This window comes from Pseudomonas sp. FG36, assembly GCF_057809275.1.
The window spans coordinates 306,300-324,301 of the sequence record NZ_JBMDJQ010000002.1 but is presented as its reverse complement, the minus strand read 5'-3'; the positions used below and the strand labels follow the sequence as shown (position 1 = coordinate 324,301).

The 18,002-nt window shown below is 63.7% G+C and carries 12 protein-coding genes; 6 read left to right on the top strand and 6 right to left on the bottom strand.

The genetic code is table 11. The features are described from left to right. Positions 1–72: 72 nt before the first annotated feature. The 3 genes from ACODS9_RS03625 to ACODS9_RS03615 form a co-directional block, all read right to left on the bottom strand. Positions 73–2,490 carry a TonB-dependent siderophore receptor gene (locus ACODS9_RS03625; protein WP_489093242.1) on the bottom strand — a complete coding sequence of 806 codons (2,418 nt, stop codon included), beginning with the start codon at positions 2,488–2,490 and terminating at the stop codon, positions 73–75. Between the two features lie 108 nt (positions 2,491–2,598). Beyond that, positions 2,599–3,561, bottom strand: a complete 963-nt coding sequence (locus tag ACODS9_RS03620; protein WP_489093241.1) for a FecR family protein — start codon at positions 3,559–3,561, stop codon at positions 2,599–2,601. A 17-nt stretch (positions 3,562–3,578) separates the two neighbouring features. Further along, positions 3,579–4,067, bottom strand: coding sequence for a sigma-70 family RNA polymerase sigma factor (locus ACODS9_RS03615; RefSeq protein WP_046854264.1), 489 nt, complete (start codon positions 4,065–4,067; stop codon positions 3,579–3,581). A 654-nt stretch (positions 4,068–4,721) separates the two neighbouring features. Between ACODS9_RS03615 and ACODS9_RS03610 the strand changes: the two genes are divergently transcribed. Next, positions 4,722–5,885, top strand: coding sequence for a type III PLP-dependent enzyme (locus tag ACODS9_RS03610; protein WP_025337787.1), 1,164 nt, complete (start codon positions 4,722–4,724; stop codon positions 5,883–5,885). Between the two features lie 112 nt (positions 5,886–5,997). On the opposite strand, the gene ACODS9_RS03605 is transcribed toward ACODS9_RS03610, so the two are convergent. Continuing rightward, a complete protein-coding gene (locus ACODS9_RS03605; RefSeq protein WP_489093240.1) occupies positions 5,998–6,747 on the bottom strand; it encodes a tetratricopeptide repeat protein in 750 nt (249 codons plus the stop codon). 3 nt (positions 6,748–6,750) lie between these two features. Continuing rightward, the gene (locus ACODS9_RS03600) at positions 6,751–7,431 is read right to left on the bottom strand and encodes a Fe2+-dependent dioxygenase (protein WP_046854262.1); all 681 of its coding nucleotides are present in this window, start codon (positions 7,429–7,431) and stop codon (positions 6,751–6,753) included. Positions 7,432–7,662: 231 nt separating this feature from the next. Between ACODS9_RS03600 and ACODS9_RS03595 the strand changes: the two genes are divergently transcribed. The 3 genes from ACODS9_RS03595 to ACODS9_RS03585 all read left to right on the top strand — a co-directional run bounded on the left by ACODS9_RS03595 (position 7,663) and on the right by ACODS9_RS03585 (position 13,771). Further along, a complete protein-coding gene (locus tag ACODS9_RS03595; protein ID WP_489093239.1) occupies positions 7,663–9,942 on the top strand; it encodes a TonB-dependent receptor in 2,280 nt (759 codons plus the stop codon). A 102-nt stretch (positions 9,943–10,044) separates the two neighbouring features. Then, entirely contained in the window at positions 10,045–12,600 is a 2,556-nt protein-coding gene (locus ACODS9_RS03590; RefSeq protein ID WP_489093238.1) for a PepSY domain-containing protein, read from the top strand. Positions 12,601–12,880: 280 nt separating this feature from the next. Continuing rightward, the gene (locus tag ACODS9_RS03585) at positions 12,881–13,771 is read left to right on the top strand and encodes a bestrophin family protein (protein WP_489093237.1); all 891 of its coding nucleotides are present in this window, start codon (positions 12,881–12,883) and stop codon (positions 13,769–13,771) included. Positions 13,772–13,786: 15 nt separating this feature from the next. On the opposite strand, the gene ACODS9_RS03580 is transcribed toward ACODS9_RS03585, so the two are convergent. Next, entirely contained in the window at positions 13,787–14,905 is a 1,119-nt protein-coding gene (locus tag ACODS9_RS03580) for a polysaccharide deacetylase family protein (protein WP_401106745.1), read from the bottom strand. Positions 14,906–15,054: 149 nt separating this feature from the next. Between ACODS9_RS03580 and yaaA the strand changes: the two genes are divergently transcribed. Further along, on the top strand, positions 15,055–15,834 hold the full coding sequence (gene yaaA / locus ACODS9_RS03575) for a peroxide stress protein YaaA (RefSeq protein ID WP_401106743.1): 780 nt from the start codon (positions 15,055–15,057) through the stop codon (positions 15,832–15,834). A 790-nt stretch (positions 15,835–16,624) separates the two neighbouring features. After that, positions 16,625–17,941: a nucleotide sugar dehydrogenase gene (locus ACODS9_RS03570; protein ID WP_401106740.1), complete on the top strand. Its 1,317-nt coding sequence runs from the start codon at positions 16,625–16,627 to the stop codon at positions 17,939–17,941. Positions 17,942–18,002: the final 61 nt, after the last annotated feature.

Genomic DNA, 18,002 nt, shown 5'->3' with positions numbered 1-18,002 from the left:
ACCGGCCTCATCGCGGATGAATCCGCTCCTACAGGTAGGAGCGGATTCATCCGCGATAAAGGCGACGCGCTATCAGAACCCTACACTGGCCTGCACATAGAACGTGCGCGGCTCACCCACATAGATCCCCGCGTTGTTGTCGCTGGAACGGGTGAAATACTGCTTGTCGAACAGGTTCTTCACCCCGGCGGCCAGCTTCAGGTTCGACAGCTGCGGCCCGAACGCGTAGCCACCCCGGGCATGCCAGGTGACGTAACCCGGAATGTCGCCATACTGCCCGTCGGCGCTTGGCTGGGTGATGTAGTTGCCGTTGAAGCTGCCATCGGCGTTCATCCCGGTACCCGGCGCGCGCTGCTTCGACTGGGCGTAGGCATCCAGGTTCCAGGTCCAGCGGTTGACCTCGTAGCGCACGCCGGCGGTGGCCACCTGACGCGAATAGAACGGCAGGTCACGACCCTTGAAACCAGGGATCTCCCCCTCGTAGGTGGCACGGGTGTAGGTGTAGCCGGCATTCACCGACAGCCCCTGCAGCCGTGGGTCCAGGCCGGACAGGTCATAGCGCGCCGAGGCCTCGATGCCCTGGTGCTTGGTCGCCCCGAGGTTGGTCCAGCCGACATCGTTGCTGATGTACTGCAGTTCATCGTCGAAGTCGATGTAGAAGGCTGTCAGCTCACCGGCCCAGTTGCCATTGTCGTAGCGCGTGCCGATTTCGTAGGTCTTGGCCTTCTCCGGCTCCAGGCCATTTGCCGTGCTGTCGCCAACGCCGCCCTGGCCCAGCTGGAAGTACTGCAGGCTGCCGAACGAGGTCTCGTAGTTGGCGAACAGCTTCCAGGCGTCGGACATGTGGTACATCACGCTCAGCGCCGGCAGCGGTTCGTTGCTGGTGATGCTGCGGTTCTTCTCCGGCACCGGACGGTAGTTGGCGTCCATCACCGGTCGGTCGCGCCAGTCGGTGTTGATGTGCTCGAAGCGGATGCCCGGGGTGATGGTCCAGTTGCCGACGTCGATCTTGTCGTCGATGTAGTAGGCGCTGGCCTCGGTGCCACCGCTGCGGTCCTGGAACACATGGCCGTCGGAGGTCGGGGTCACGGTCGGCACGTTGTCGACCAGCGCCAGGCGGGTGGACTGCTCGCGCATCGCTTCCTTCAGGTAGCGATAGCCGACGCTGACTTCCTGGGTGGTCGGGCCGACGAAGAAGATCCTCGACAGACGTGGCTCGATGGCGAAGGTGTGGTAGTTGCGCGGGTACGACGACAGGGTCTTCTGGTCGCGGGCGGCGATGGCGCTGCCACGGAAGCTGTCGGTGTAGTAAGTCAGCACCTCGAACTGGGTGGCATCGTCGATCTGCCGCTGCCACTTGAACGACACGTCCTTGCGCCGGCCGCTGAAGTAGTCGTAGTCGCGCACCGACTGGTAGGGGTTGTGATCGTACTGGGCCTGGGTCAGGCCGCCCGGCATGTCGGCACGGCCGTCGTAGTAGTGGAAATTGAGCCAGAACTCGTCGACATCGGTCGGTGCCCAGTGGGTCTTGAGCATCACGTCGTCGATATCGTTGTCGTTGTTGCTTTCGCGATAGCCATCGCCATTCACGCCCGTGTACAGCAACGCCACGCCCATGCCGTTGTCGGCGGTGCCGCCGACGAAGGCCGATTCAGTGTGTTTCCAGCCGCCATCGCGCGAAGTCTCGAGGGTGGTGGACAGCTCACCGCTGGCCTTCTCGGGGATCGCCCGGGTGACGAAGTTGATCACCCCACCGACGTTCTGCGGGCCATAGCGCACCGAGCCTGCACCACGGACCACGTCGATGCTGTCGAGGTTGCCCGAGGAGATCGGCGCCATCGACAGCTGTGGCTGACCGTAGGGGGCGAAGGCCGCCGGGATGCCATCGATCAGCACCGTCGAACGCGGTGACAGGCGCGACGTCAGGCCACGCACGCCGACGTTCAGCGACAGGTCGCTGCCACCGGTGCCGTTGGAATCCTGCACCTGCACGCCCGGAATACCGCGCAGGGCGTCACGCACGTTCATCGTGCCCTTCTCCACCATCGCTTCGCGGCGCACCACGGTGCGCGCGCCCGGATGGTTCTGCACCACGCTCTGCTCGGCGTCGCCCAGCCAGTCCCCGACCACCTTGATATCGGTGGGCGCCAGCTCCAGGCTGCCGGTGGTCAGGGTGCCAGCGGCCTGGGCCGGCTTGACCACCACGGTGTCGGCGGACTGCTCGAAGGTCAGCCCGCTGCCTTGCAGCAATTGCTGCAGGGCCTGCTCCGGCGCCAGGTTGCCGGACACCGCCGGGGCCTGCTTGCCATCCACCAGCTCGGGGCTGAAGAACAGTTGCAGGTTGGTCTGCTGGCCCAATTGCTTGAGCGCGCCCGCCAATGGCTGGGCCTGGATCTGGATGCTGTCGGCGTAGCTGTTGCCGGCGGCGGCGCTGACCGCCAGGGCCAGCGCCAGGCGGCGCAGCTGGAGAAGGGGATTATTGTTGTTCACGTCTTCGATGGGTCCTGAGAGTCGGGATAAACGCCAACCGCATGCAAATGAAAATGCTTGGCAGTTGCAGCTGGCGGGGAAGACGAACGAACGGAAAAAAACCTGAATCTATTTCAGAACAATTTCGCTGGAGCCGTCCGCAAGGGTCTTCACCCGCACCGGCAGGATGCTCGGCAAGGCCCGCAACAGGGCGTCCGGGTCGTCAGTGCTGAAGGTGCTCGACAGGCGCAGCGCGGCGGCCTTGCCGGGCGCCACATGCAGTGGCCGGGCACGGTAGCGCGAGACTTCCGCCACGACATCGCTCAGCGGCGCGTTGTCGAATACCAGCTTGCCCTGGCGCCAGGCGGTCACCGCGTTGGTATCGATGGCATAGGGCGCGGCGACCTTGCCCTGCGCATCGATATGCGAACCCTGGCCAGCAGTGAGCAGCGCCAGCGACTCGGCCGCGCCCTGTACCTTGACCGAACCCTGCTCCACCGCCACGCGGGTGCTGCCCGGATCCTGTCGTACATCGAAGCGGGTGCCGGTGACGGTGACATCGCCCTGGGCAGTGCTCACCACGAAGGGGCGATCGCTGTCATGTGCGACGATGAACATCGCCTCGCCCGCGCCCAGGCGCACATGGCGCTGCCCCGCAGAGAACATCACCTGCACCTGGGTGGCACTGTTGAGTTCCAGCCGTGAACCGTCCGGCAACTCGACCTGACGCCGCTCGCCCAAGGCCGTGCTCAACGCGTCCTGATGGTTGAGCTGCTGATACTGCCAACCTGTCCAACCCAGCCCCAGCGCGACCACCGCCACCCCGGCCGCCAATGCCTGGCGCAACAGGTGTCGGCGCGGCAACTGACGTACCGGCTCGGGCTGGCACAGCGCTTCGAGGCGTTGCCGGGGGATGAAGTCGGCGGCGCGCCACAGCTGCGCCAGGCGCTCGTACTCTTGCCGGTGCCGCGGGTGCTGCGCCAACCACGCCTGCAACGCCGCCTGCAAGGCATTGTCGTGCGGCGCGTCCTGGGCGCGGGCGAACCAGCTGGCCGCCTGCTCGCCCACGGGATCGGGCGCGTGCTGTTTCATCGAAGGGGTCTCCTGACTCATCTGGCCGACACATCCAGGTGCTCACGCAGATGTCGGAGCGTGCGGATCATATACTTTTCGACCATGTTCTTGGTCAAACCCATGCGCTCGGCGATCTCGGCCTGGGTCAGGCCTTCGAGCTTCTGCCAGATGAACACCCTGCGGCAATTCAGCGGCAGCTCGGCCAGCGCCCGCTCGACGCTGTCGGCCAGTTCCAGGGCATGTACATACGCTTCCGGGTCGTCCCCTGCGGCCATGTCCCCTGCGAAGGCCTCAAGCTCCAGGGCCTGGCGCCTGTCCTCGCGGCGAAAGCCGTCGACGGCAATGTTGCGGGCGGTCTGGTGCAGGTAGGCGCGTGGCTGTTCGACCTGCTCGCGCGGGTTTTCCAGCACCCGCACAAAGGCATCGTGGGTGAGGTCCTCGGCCTGCTGTCGACTGCGCAGTTTGCGCGTCCAGGTGCCGATCAGCTCTTGGTAATGGTCGAGGAAGCCTTTGGGTCCGGACACGGTCGGGGTCGTCAGGGAGGCAGATGAGGTCGCGAATAGTAATGTTTCTCATCAAGGACGGCAATCGACATGTCCCTTGCACGACCAATGGCCACGACGGGCTCTGCGTAACAAAAAATTTATGGCCAATTTCGCGGTAAAAATCGGGTTGAGCATGTGGCCATAAATTTGAACACTCAGTGTCCATTCGCGGCCCTGCCTCAGCCCCCGACAAACGGTCACCTACGGCTTCCTCCGCCCTTTCGCAGCGAAACCAGAGCCATCATGCAAAGAATGAAGCTGTCAGCCGATCGCGGCCAGATCGCCACCTATTCCACAATTTTTTACGCTGATGGCCTTTTCAGGAACCTACCGGGCGCACATCAGTCGGTTATCACAGCGGCAGCTCCGCGACAGGCGACGAGCACCCCGGGATTGCCTGTTGATATTGCCGTTTTCACGTCCTAAAGTGCGCGCCGAACGTCCATGCTGGAAACGATCCATCCGGCTCAAGTACTGACGACGAGACAGCAAGGTCATCCGCCTGTTCCAAGCACGGCTGACCTTTTTGCTTTCGGCGACATGCCTTGGGAAGTAGGCGAACCAAAGTGGGGATACGGAGGACGTTCAGTTGCTGCCACTTATCTTTTCAGTTTGCCCATGGAGCCCCTGAGCATGTCGATCCAGGTCGAAGACTACTTTGCGCGTGACACCTTCCAGAAAATGAAGGCGTTCGCCGACAAGCAGGAAACCCCGTTCGTTCTCATCGATACCCAGATGATCAGCCAGGCCTATGACGACCTGCGCGCCGGGTTCGAATTCGCCAAGGTCTACTACGCGGTCAAGGCCAACCCTGCGGTCGAGATCATCGACCTGCTGAAAGAAAAGGGCTCGAGCTTCGACATCGCCTCGATCTATGAACTGGACAAGGTGCTCGGCCGCGGCGTCAGCGCCGACCGTATCAGCTACGGCAACACCATCAAGAAGTCCAAGGACATCCGCTACTTCTACGAGAAAGGCGTGCGCCTGTACGCCACCGACTCCGAGGCCGACCTGCGCAACATCGCCAAGGCCGCGCCGGGCTCGAAAGTCTATGTGCGCATTCTCACCGAAGGCTCCACCACCGCCGACTGGCCACTGTCGCGCAAGTTCGGCTGCCAGACCGACATGGCCATGGACCTGCTGATCCTCGCCCGCGACCTGGGCCTGGTGCCTTACGGCATCTCCTTCCACGTCGGCTCGCAACAGCGCGACATCAGCGTGTGGGACGCAGCCATCGCCAAGGTCAAGGTGATCTTCGAGCGCCTGAAGGAAGAAGACGGCATCGAACTGAAGCTGATCAACATGGGCGGCGGCTTCCCAGCCAACTACATCACCCGCACCAACAGCCTCGAGACCTACGCCGAAGAAATCATCCGCTTCCTCAAGGAAGACTTCGGCGACGACCTGCCGGAAATCATCCTCGAGCCTGGCCGTTCGCTGATCGCCAACGCCGGCATCCTGGTCAGTGAAGTGGTGCTGGTGGCGCGCAAGTCGCGCACTGCCGTCGAGCGCTGGATCTACACCGACGTGGGCAAGTTCTCCGGCCTGATCGAAACCATGGACGAGGCGATCAAGTTCCCGATCTGGACCGAGAAGAAAGGCGAGGCCGAGGAAGTGGTGATCGCCGGCCCGACCTGCGACAGCGCCGACATCATGTACGAGAACTACAAGTATGGCCTGCCGCTGAACCTGGCCATCGGCGACCGCCTGTACTGGCTGTCCACCGGTGCCTACACCACCAGCTACAGCGCGGTGGAGTTCAACGGCTTCCCGCCGCTGAAGGCTTACTACCTGTAATACCGAACGGGGCCGCAAGGCCCCGTTTTCATTCAGATCGCAGTGCGATCACTCGTGGGAGCGGCGATTCGGCGGCCCGACTTGCCCCGCGATGAGGCCGGCACAGGCACCATCATCCACCGTGCCGTTCGATCTCCTCGGCATAACGCGCCGCAAAGGCCATCAATGCCGGCCCCGCCCCCTGCAATGTCACCAGCGCACTGCGCAAAAAATTCAGGTTGCCCTCGACCCTGGCCCGGTCCAGCCACGGCCCGGCCTCGGCTATCTGCCCCCGCTCGACCAGCACCAGCGCCAGGCTGAACATCCCGCGGAAATCCCCCGCCTCGGCCGAACGCCGGTACCAGCGCATGGCACGCACCGGGCTCGCGGCGGTGGCAATGCCCTGTTCCAGATACCGCCCATACAGGTTCATCGACTTGGCATGCCCCAACTGCGCGGCTTTCTCGTAGCACATCAACGCCTGGGACTGGTTGGCAGCCACCCCACGACCGGTGGCCAGCAGATTGGCCAGGTTGTACATCCCCCAGTCCAGTCCGGCATCGGCCGCCCGGGCATAGTGAATGGCCGCCTGGGCAAGATCCACCTCGCCACCCCAGCCATGCTCGAGGCAACGGCCAAGCATGTTGTGGGCCATGGCACTGCCACCCTGGGCGGCAATGGCGAACCAACGGCGGGCCACGGTGGCATCCTCTTCGATACCGCGCCCATCGAGCAGGATCTGCCCGAGCAACAGCTGCGCCTCGACCGCCCCCTGCCCCGCCGCAGTGAGGATCGCCTGCGCGGCCTGCCCCGGGCTGTGTTCGAGCATCGCCTTCAGCCCGGCCACATCCACCACTTCCTCACGGCGCAATTGATAAGACACGGCTCAGACCTCGGCCCAGCGGCGCAGCAGGTTGTGGTAGGTGCCCGTCAGCTGCAGCAGCGACGGGTGCTCCGGCACATCGGCACCGAGCTGGCGGATGGCATTGTCCATCTCGAACAGCAAGGTGCGCTGGCTGTCCTCGCGCACCAGGCTCTGGGTCCAGAAGAACGCCGCATAGCGCGCCCCACGGGTGACCGGGTTGACCTTGTGCAGGCTGGTGCCGGGGTACAGCACCAGGTCGCCGGCGGCCAGCTTGACCTGGCGCACGCCGTAGGTGTCCTGGATCACCAGTTCGCCGCCGTCGTAGCTGTCCGGGTCGCTGAGAAACAGCGTCGAGGACAGGTCGGTACGCACCCGCTCCGGACTGCCCTTGGGCTGGCGCAGGGCATTGTCGATATGGAAATCGAAACTGCCGCCCTCGCGATAGCAGTTGATCAGCGGCGGGAACACCTTGTGCGGCAGCGCCGCCGACATGAACAACGGGTTGCGCCACAGCCGCTCGATCAACGCACTGCCGATTTCCTTGGCCAGCGCATGCCCCTCGGGCAACTGCAGGTTGTGCTTGGCCTTGGCCGACTGGTATCCGGCGGTGATCTTGCCGTCGGCCCAGTCGGCCTGCTCCAGGGCCTCGCGAATGCGCAGGATTTCGTCGGCCTCGAACAGGCCTGGGATGTGAAGCAGCATGGCGACGGCACCGAGAGCGATAGGGGCGTCAATGATATTGATTACCTTTTACTCACCACAAGCCCCTTTCGCCCCCCTTTCACCAGGGCAAGACGCACGAGACCGTTAAAACCGTAAGGCCAAATTGTAAAGAATGTAAATTCCTGGCGAATGGTAACGCTTCTCAATTGTTCCTTACATTCGCTTACATTAACATCCGCGGCCTTCATACCTTGGGGAAGGTCTACAACAATGCGTCACGTGCCATCTGCTGTGAGTTCACCACGTCTGCTCGCCTCCGCCATCGGCATGGCGATCACCGCCACCTCGGCCTATGCCGCCGACCCGGCCGCCAGCAACGCCGTCACCCTCGATGCCACCAGCGTCAATGGCAAGGCCGAACAGGCAAGCACCGAGTACAAGGTCGACAAGGCCTCGTCGCAGAAGTACACCGCGCCATTGGTGGACACGCCGCGCTCGATCACGGTGATTCCCCAGCAGGTGATCAAGGACACCAACGCCATGTCCCTGCAGGACGCCCTGCGTACCGTGCCCGGGATCACCTTCGGCGCCGGCGAAGGCGGCAACCCGCAGGGCGACCGCCCCTTCATCCGCGGTTTCGACGCCCAAGGCGACACCTACCTGGATGGCGTGCGTGACACCGGCGCCCAGACCCGCGAAATCTTCGCCATCGAGTCTGTCGAAGTAGCCAAGGGGCCGAACTCCGCCATTGGTGGCCGCGGTGCCGCTGGCGGCACCATCAACCTGGTGAGCAAGCGCGCGCACCTGGGCAACTCGCTGGACGGCGCCTGGACCTGGGGCAGCGACCAGACCCAGCGTTACACCTTCGACGGCAACTACCAGTTCAGCGACAGCGTCGCCGGGCGCCTGAACCTGATGACCCACGAGAGCAACGTCGCCGGCCGCGACAAGGTCAACTACGACCGCTGGGGCATCGCCCCGTCGCTGGCGTTCGGCCTGGGCACGCCGACCCGCGTCAACCTCGACTACTACCACCTGGAAAGCGACGACCTGCCGGATTCGGGCATTCCCTACAGCGTGCCACGGGCTGGCAGCAACGCACGCACCTCTGCCCATCCGGACAAGCCGGTGGACGGCGGCGACAGCGACAACTTCTACGGCCTGACCGGCCGCGACTTCCGCAAGACCCGTGTCGATATCGCGACCTTCGCCATCGAGCACGACCTGTCCGACACGCTGACCATCAAGAACACCCTGCGCCACGGCAACAGCATGCAGGACTACGTGCTGACCCAGCCCGACGACAGTGCCGGCAACGTCAACAACAACGGCGTCTGGCGTCGCGCCAACACCCGTGTGGGCAACACCGCCACCACCACCAACCAGACCGACCTGTTCGGTGAGTTCTACCTCGGCGGCCTGAAGAACAGCTTCTCCACCGGCGTCGAGTTCACCAAGGAAGAGTCCGACCGCCAGAGCTACACTGTCACCCCCAACAGCAAGCTCACCTGCACCGGGCCGGGCAGCGGCGGCAGCTGCACCTCGCTGGACAACCCGAACCCGGACGATGCCTGGGTCGGTACCGTCGCGCGCAACTACGCCGGCACCAAGACCAGCAGCAAGACCCGCGCACTCTACGTGTTCGACACCCTGGAGCTGACCCCGCAGTGGCTGCTCAACATGGGCCTGCGCTATGACCACTTCGACACCGATTACCGTGGCTACAATGCCGACGGCAGCACTGCGGTGAGCGCCAAGGGCGTACCTGCCAAGGGCCAGGACACCAGCGAGTTCATCACCGGCCAGCTGGGCCTGGTGTGGAAGCCGGCCGACAACGGCAGCATCTATGTGTCCTACGCCACATCCGCCACTCCGCCTGGCGCCATGCTCGGCGAGGGCACCGAAGGCAACCCGCTGGGCAATGCCACCGACCGCTCCGGCAACCTGCTGGGCAGTGACATGGAGCCGGAAGAAACCACCAACTACGAGCTCGGCACCAAGTGGGACCTGCTCGACCAGCGCCTGTCCCTGGCCGCGGCGCTGTTCCGCACCGAGAAGGAAAATGCCCGGGTCCAGGTCAACACCAACACCTACGAGAACGTCGGTGAAACCCGTGTGCAAGGCATCGAGCTGTCGGCCAGCGGCAAGCTGACCGACAAGTGGCAGGTGTTCGCCGGCTACACCTACATGCAGGCCCGCCAGATCGACGGTGGCCCGCTGGGCAAGGCGAACGACGGCAACCAGTTGCCCAACACGCCGAACAACAGCGCCAGCCTGTGGACCACCTACCAGCTGACGCCGAAGTTGACGGTCGGTGGCGGCGCCTTCTACGTCGACGACGTCTACGGCAGCGTGGCCAACACCACCATGGTCGACAGCTACGTGCGCTACGACGCCATGGCGGCCTACAAGCTGACCAAGAACATCGACCTGCAGCTGAACGTGCAGAACCTCACCAACGAGGTCTACTACGACAAGGCCTACTCCACCCACTTCGCCAACCAGGCAGCGGGACGCACGGCATTGCTGACCACCAGCGTCCACTTCTAAAAGCCGCACCCCTGGCCCCGTTCAATCGATTGAACGGGGCTTTTGCGTATCAAGGCATAATGCACGCCGCGCAGTTGCTGGCGGCAAGACAAGGTGATCGATGTGGTGAAGAAGACGCTGTTCCAATTGCACTGGTTCTTTGGCATCACCGCCGGCCTGGTGCTGGCGCTGATGGGCATCACCGGCGCGATCTGGTCATTCCAGGAAGAACTGCTGAGCGCGTTCAACGCCGAGGTGCTCAAGGTCGAGGTACGCCAGGAAGGCGTGCTGCCGCCGGCCGAGCTGGTGCGTCGAGTCGAGGCCGCGCAAGGCGACCAGGTCTCCATGCTCTGGGTCGATACCCGCGACGGCAACGCGGCGCGGATCTTCTTCACCCCGGCTCCCGGCGAGCGCCGTGGCGCGCTGCGCTACGCCGATCCGTACACCGGCGAGCTCAAGGGTGAAGTCGCAGGCCTTGGCTTCTTCAACCTCATGCTCAACCTGCACCGTTTCCTGGCCATGGGCGACACCGGCCGGCAGATCACCGGCGCCTGCACCCTGATGCTGATCTTCTTCTGCCTCTCCGGGCTGTACCTGCGCTGGCCGCGCAAGGCCCTGAACTGGCGGACCTGGCTGACCCTCGACTGGGCAAAGAAAGGCCGCGCCTTCAACTGGGACCTGCATGCGGTGTTCGGCACCTGGTGCCTGTTGTTCTATCTGCTGTTCGCCCTGACCGGGCTGTTCTGGTCCTACGAGTGGTACCGCGAGGGCCTCAACCGCCTGCTGGCCGACCAGCCCGCGGCGGGCGAGCAGAAACGCGGCGAAGGCCGTGGCGGTCGTCATGGCCCGCCCAAAGTGGACAAGAACGCCCCGCCACGGGTGGTGGACTATGACGCCATTTGGGCCAACCTCAAGGCAGCCGCAGGCCCGGACCTGGCCACCTACAACCTGCGCCTGCCGCCGGCCGGCGGCCAGCCCGCGACGCTGTTCTACCTGTTGCGGGGCGCCGAGCACGAGCGGGCCTTCAACACCCTCACCCTCGACCCGGCCAACGGCCAGGTCAAGCGTCACGAACGCTACGCCGACAAGTCGTTCAAGGCGCAACTGCTGCAAAGCGTCTATGCCCTGCACGTCGGCGAGTACTTCGGCCTGCCGGGGCGCATCATCGTCACCCTCGCCAGCCTGACCATGCCGCTGTTCTTCGTCACCGGCTGGTTGCTGTACCTCGATCGCCGCCGCAAGAAACGCCAGGTACGCGCCGCGCGTGGCGCGGTGGGTGATCAGGTCAACGCCGGCGACAGCTGGCTGATCGGTTTCGCCAGCCAGAGCGGTTTCGCCGAGCAACTGGCCTGGCAGAGCGCCGGCCAGCTGCAGGCTGCCGGCTTGCCGGTGCAGGTCCGTCCGCTGGCCGAGCTGGGCGAAGCCCAATTACGCAATGCAAACCGCGCACTGTTCGTGGTCAGCACCTTCGGCGACGGCGAAGCCCCGGACAGCGCCCGCGGCTTCGAACGCAAGGTACTCGGCCAGCCATGGGCGCTGGAGCACCTGGACTACGCCTTGCTCGCCCTGGGTGACCGCCAGTACCCGCACTTCTGCGGCTTCGCCCGCCGCCTCCAGGCCTGGCTCGGCGAGCGCGGCGCCACCTGCGCCTTCAGCCCGGTGGAAGTGGACAATGCCGACCCCGCCGCGCTTGCGCTGTGGCAACAGGAACTGACGCAACTGACCGGCGCCCGTCCCGTCGCCGCCTGGCAGCCGCCGAGCTTCGGCAACTGGCGTCTGCTGCGCCGTGAACTGCTCAACCCGGGCAGCCAGGGCGCGCCGGTCTACCTGCTGGGCCTGCAGGCGCAAATGCCCGCGACCTGGGAAGCCGGCGACCTGATCGAGATCCTCCCGCGCAATGGCCAGCCCCGTGTCGATGCCTTCCTGGCAGGCCTGGGCCTCGACCCTCGCTGCCCGGTGCAGCTCGACGGCCTGCAGGAAAGCCTGGCGCAGGCCCTGGCCAGCCGCCAGTTGCCGGTCGGCCGCGAACACCTGGTGGGCCTGCATGCACAGGCGCTGGTCGATGCCCTGATCCCGCTGGCCGCCCGCGAGTACTCGATTGCATCCATCGCCAGCGACGGCGCGCTGGAGCTGATCGTGCGCCAGGAGCGCCACGCCGATGGCAGCCTGGGCCTGGGTTCCGGCTGGCTGACCGAGTATCTGCCACTCGATGGCAACGTCAGCGCACGCCTGCGTCGCAACAGCAGCTTCCACCTGCCCGGCGGATCGGCCCCTCTGGTGCTGATCGGCAACGGCACCGGCCTGGCTGGCCTGCGCAGCCTGCTCAAGGCGCGCATCGCGGCGGGCGAGCAGCGCAACTGGCTGCTGTTCGGTGAGCGCAACCGGGCGCACGACCTGCTGTGCGGTGAGGAACTGCAAGGCTGGGTGGCAAGCGGCGACCTGCAACGGCTGGACCTGGCCTTCTCACGGGACCAGGCGGAGAAGATCTACGTACAGGACGTGCTGTTGCAACAGGCCGCCGAGTTCAAGCGCTGGGTCGATGACGGTGCTTGCGTGTATGTCTGCGGTAGCTTGCAAGGGATGGCGGCCGGGGTGGATGCGGCGTTGCAGGGCATTCTGGGTGAAGCGGCAGTGCAGCAACTGATCGAGGATGGGCGCTATCGCCGGGATGTGTACTGATCAGACAGTCAAGATGGCAATACCGACCTCCTGAATCGCTGCCTCTGAATCCAGTAGATCCGCAATCTTGAATGACGTCAGTTCATTGGTCCTGCTCGACTTCCTCAAAGTGAATGAGTCAAGAGGCTAAACCATCGCCGCAAGGGACTTTCGCGCTTGATGTAGGCCTCTTCTTAAACGCTGACCAGAAAAACCACGTTACACCCTGCGACGAATCCCAGCGAACCTTAACCCCTCTCGCGACGTCGGAACCTGCATCCCCCGCTTCGAGGCCCCCAACGTGAAAGCCCTCCTCGCCCGCAAGTACCGCCTGGTGGTCAAGACCTTCGGCTATATCGGCTGGTCGCTGTTCTGGCTGCTGATCTGGGACGTGCTGGTCACCATCGACTTCATGCTGTTCTTCAACAGCAAGTTCAGCCTGCCGCTGATCCCGCTCACCCTGCTGGGCTCGGCGCTGGTGGTGCTGGTGAGCTTTCGCAACAGCAGTGCCTACAACCGCTGGTGGGAGGCGCGCACCTTGTGGGGAGCGTTGGTGAACAGTTCACGCAGTTTCGCCCGGCAGGTGCTGACGCTGGTCGACGACCCGGCTGACGGGCCGAACCCGGTGAAGGCGACCTTGCTGCGCCGGCATATCGCCTATGTGAACTGCCTGGCCGCCCACCTCAAGAACGAGAAATGCCCGGACGAGCTGATGGCCTTCATACCGCCCGGCGAGTTCGAACGGCGCAATCGCTCCAACAACTTCGCCAATGACATCCTCAGCGGTTCGGCGGCACTGCTGGCCCAGGAATACCAGGCCGGGCGGCTGGACAGCATCCGCCTGGCGCGCCTGGAGTCGACGCTGGTGGACCTGTCCAACGCCCAGGGCGGGATGGAGCGGATCGCCAACACGCCGCTGCCCTACCCTTATGTGTACTTCCCACGGCTGTTCATCACGCTGTTCTGCCTGATCGTGCCGGTGGGGCTGGTGGAATCGCTGGGCTGGTTCACGCCGCTGGCTTCGACGGTGGTGGGCTTCATGCTGCTGGCGATCGAACGGATCGGCACGGACCTGCAGAGCCCGTTCCGCATCAGCGAGCATCAGATCCCGATGGACACGATCTGCGAGACCATCGAGCGCAATCTGGAGTCGATGCAGCGTGAGGCGCAGTGTCCGGCCAGCGTGCCTTGAGGCCCCGCCCCCTGCTTACTCCAGCCGTGCGTACTCCCGACACCCTTCCCAGCCGATCCCGCTCTGGGCCGTGTGCTGCAACAGCCACTCCAGCGCCGACTGGGCCTTGGGCAAGCCGTCACGGAACTGGATAACCCCCTTGCGCCACAACAGCATCAGCGTCAGCACCCGCTGCGCCGAGGCCTCGGCGGACAGCGGGCCGTCATCCTGAGCGTCGATGTCCCACAGTGAAACCCGCAGTTGCTGGCTGTCCAGGAACGCTTCGCCATCGGCGCGGCGCTGGCCATAGGGCGGACGGAACAGCGGTACATACTGCCCGGCCAGGTCGGCCTGCACCCGCGCCTGGCTGCGCCGCAGTGAGTCCTGCCAATCCTGCCACTGGGCATGGGAGCGGTATTCCCAGCCCTGGATACCCACGCACTGGCCGGCATACAGCTCGCCCAGCGGGCCGGCATCGCGCCGTTGCTGCAGGCGATTGCCAAGCACGAAGAAAATCCCGTCGAGCTTCTGCCGGCGCAGGTAGTCAGCCAGCGCATCGGTGCTACCGCCCTGGGGGGCGGGGCCACTGACGAAGGTCAGCAGGAACATCCGGTCATTGAGTTCCTCGCCATTGCGTTCACGATCGGAGAGCTTGGCCACCTCGCTGGTGGTCTGCGGAAACAGCGCAGCCTTGCGCAGTTGCTCATCCAGGTAACGGGTATGGAACTGATGACTGGGCTCGACCCACTCGGCATAGAACGAGCCGACATCTTCGGCGAACACGGCGGCCTGTGTACGCAAATCGGACATCGATTCCACCGGGTAGCAGAACGAGGCGTCCTGTTCGCAACTGCGCTGCGCCTGCTGATAGCTGGTCCACAGGCGCTGCCACAAGCGCGCCCGCACTGCCCGCACCACGGTCAGGTTGATCTGGCGCAGGCCCAGCCGGGCCTTCAGCGCCGGCTCGTCGAGCATCTCGCTTTCGTGCAGCACCCGGGCAAACGACAGGATCTCCGCCCGCGACGCCACGTCGAACAGCGCCGGGCTGTTCAGCTGCTCCGGCCAGCGCTCACGGTCGAAACTGACGAAATCCGCCGGGGCCGCCTGGGCACCCAGGCTCAACAGCCCGGCGAACAGGGCAAACGCGATACGCACGATGTGCATTCTCCTTGAAGGCATGCCGCGCACTATAACGCGACAGCCAAGCGTTGCCTGTGGCGATGTTCAGTAACTATCGTCGCCATAGTTTGGCGTTGCGCCGGCAGCCCCGTAGAATTCGCCCGACGATTCCAGGAGCCGACCCGATGCTGACGGTGATTTCCCCCGCCAAGACCCTCGACTACGACACCCCGCCGGTGACCCAACGCCATACCCTGCCCCAGTACCTGGACGATTCCCAGGAGCTGATCGTGCAACTGCGCGAGCTGTCGCCGGCGCAAATCGCCGAGCTGATGCACCTCTCCGACAAGCTCGCCGGCCTCAATGCCGCGCGTTTCGGCAGCTGGACCCCGGATTTCACCCCGGCCAACGCCAAGCAGGCGCTGCTGGCGTTCAAGGGCGACGTCTACACCGGGCTCAATGCCGAAAGCCTGGGCGAGGACGATTTCAGCTATGCCCAGGATCACCTGCGCATGCTCTCGGGCCTGTACGGCCTGCTGCGTCCGCTGGACCTGATGCAGCCCTACCGCCTGGAAATGGGCACAAAGCTGGCCAACGCCCGCGGCAAGGACCTGTACGCCTTCTGGGGCACGCGCATCAGCGAGTGGCTGAACCAGGCCCTGGCCGACCAGGGCGACGACGTGCTGCTGAACCTGGCCAGCAACGAGTACTTCAGCGCGGTGAAGAAAAGCGCCCTGAAGGCACGGGTGATCGACGTCGACTTCAAGGACCTGAAGAACGGCCAGTACAAGATCATCAGTTTCTATGCCAAGAAAGCCCGTGGGATGATGAGCCGCTTCGTGATCCAGGAGCGGGTCAACGACCCGGAGCAGCTCAAGCGCTTCGATGCGCAGGGCTACTACTACAGCGCCGAACAGTCCAAACCCGATCACCTGGTATTCCTGCGCGATCACGCTGAGGGCTGATTTTTCAGCGCCGCTTTGCAGCTCATCGCGGGGCAAGCCCGCGATGAGCCCATCAGCCCTGCAACGGGGCACGCTGCAAAACGCCATCAGCCAAATTTCCAGCGCCAATAAATCTTCAGTCACATCCTTATCGCAAAACGCCATAAGACCGTTCGTAGTTTTTTGACGATTTTTGAAAAATATTTTCGCATGCTGGCATATAACCATCCCGCTGCGTTTTCGCCCTTTATATACGGGGACGAAACTGCGCCGTGCTATCAGATTGAAAGTATTTCCCTCTGAAAAAATATTTAGAAATCTTTCACCGTGGCGCAACCACCCCAGGAACTTCTACTACGCCCAATGGCTCATAGCACCCGTAACGAGTTTCAAGCGCTGAACGTGAGAAATGACTTACAGATGACAAAGGGCCGCCATTCAAAATCGGCTCGAAAACTTCAACGGCGGTACAGGAAGTGCCTGAAGCCATAATCCATGCAGGAGACAAGCGCCCCTAAAATTCGTCCTAGTGGTTGATTTCAAAGGATTTATCCACTTGAAAGAACAAGCACAGCATTTCGCGAACAGCGACTTGCAATAAAGACGGCTGCATTTCAGGGCACGCCTTTTAAAAATTGGCCTTTGACTGCCAACTTTGAGTGCATAACTTTTTGCGCTCCGGATTTATTCATGCCTGCGTTCGGTGAAGTGTCAATTCGCCATGGAACCGTGCGCCCGAAAACTGCTGGTCAATCAACCCGGCCGGCTCTTCGCTGAAGGGCTGGCGTGATAAACACACGAGGTGAATGCGATGCGTATCAGCATCTTTGGTTTGGGTTATGTGGGTGCAGTCTGTGCCGGTTGCCTGTCGGCACGAGGCCATGACGTGATTGGGGTGGACGTGTCCAGCACCAAGATCGACCTGATCAACCAGGGCAAGTCGCCCATCGTCGAACCGGGCCTGGAAGAGTTGCTGCAGCAAGGCATCGCCAATGGCCGTCTGCGCGGCACCACCGACTTTGCCGAAGCCATCCGCGCCAGCGACGTGTCGATGATCTGCGTCGGCACGCCGAGCAAGAAGAACGGCGACCTGGGCCTGGAGTACATCGAGTCGGTATGCCGCGAGATCGGCTACGTGCTGCGCGACACCACCCGCCGTCACACCATCGTGGTGCGCAGCACCGTGCTGCCGGGTACCGTCAAGAACGTGGTGATCCCGATCCTCGAAGACTGCTCGGGCAAGAAGGCCGGTGTCGATTTCGGCGTGGCGGTCAACCCCGAGTTCCTGCGCGAAAGCACTGCGATCAAGGACTACGACCACCCACCGATGACCGTCATCGGCGAACTGGACAGCGCTAGCGGCGACGTCCTGCAAGCCCTGTACGAAGAACTCGATGCCCCGGTGATCCGCAAGCCGATCGAAGTGGCCGAGATGATCAAGTACACCTGCAACGTCTGGCACGCGACCAAGGTCACCTTCGCCAACGAGATCGGCAACATCGCCAAGGCGGTCGGCGTCGATGGCCGCGACGTGATGGACGTGGTCTGCCAGGACAAGGTGCTCAACCTGTCGCAGTACTACATGCGCCCCGGCTTCGCCTTCGGTGGCTCGTGCCTGCCCAAGGACGTGCGCGCCCTCACCTACCGCGCCTCAAGCCTGGACGTGAAGGCGCCGCTGCTCGACTCGCTGATGCGCAGCAACGAATCCCAGGTGCAGAACGCCTTCGACATCATCGAGAGCCACGACAAACGCAGGGTCGCCCTGCTGGGTCTTTCGTTCAAGGCCGGTACCGACGACCTGCGCGAGAGCCCGTTGGTGGAGCTGGCCGAGCGCCTGATCGGCAAGGGCTACCAGCTGGACATCTACGACCAGAACGTCGAGTACGCCCGGGTGCACGGCGCCAACAAGGAATACATCGAATCGAAGATTCCGCATGTGTCCTCCTTGCTCAACGCCAACTTCGAGCAGGTGGTGAACGACGCCGACATCATCGTGCTGGGCAACCGTGACGAGAAATTCCGTGCCCTGGCCCAGCAGGCTCCGGCCGGCAAGCAAGTGATCGACCTGGTCGGTTTCATGAGCAAGCCAACCTGCAACACCAGCCGCACCGAAGGCATCTGCTGGTAAACCCGGTCGGGCGGCGCGTCCCTCCCCAGCGCGCCGCCCTTCCCACCCCGAATTCTCGACG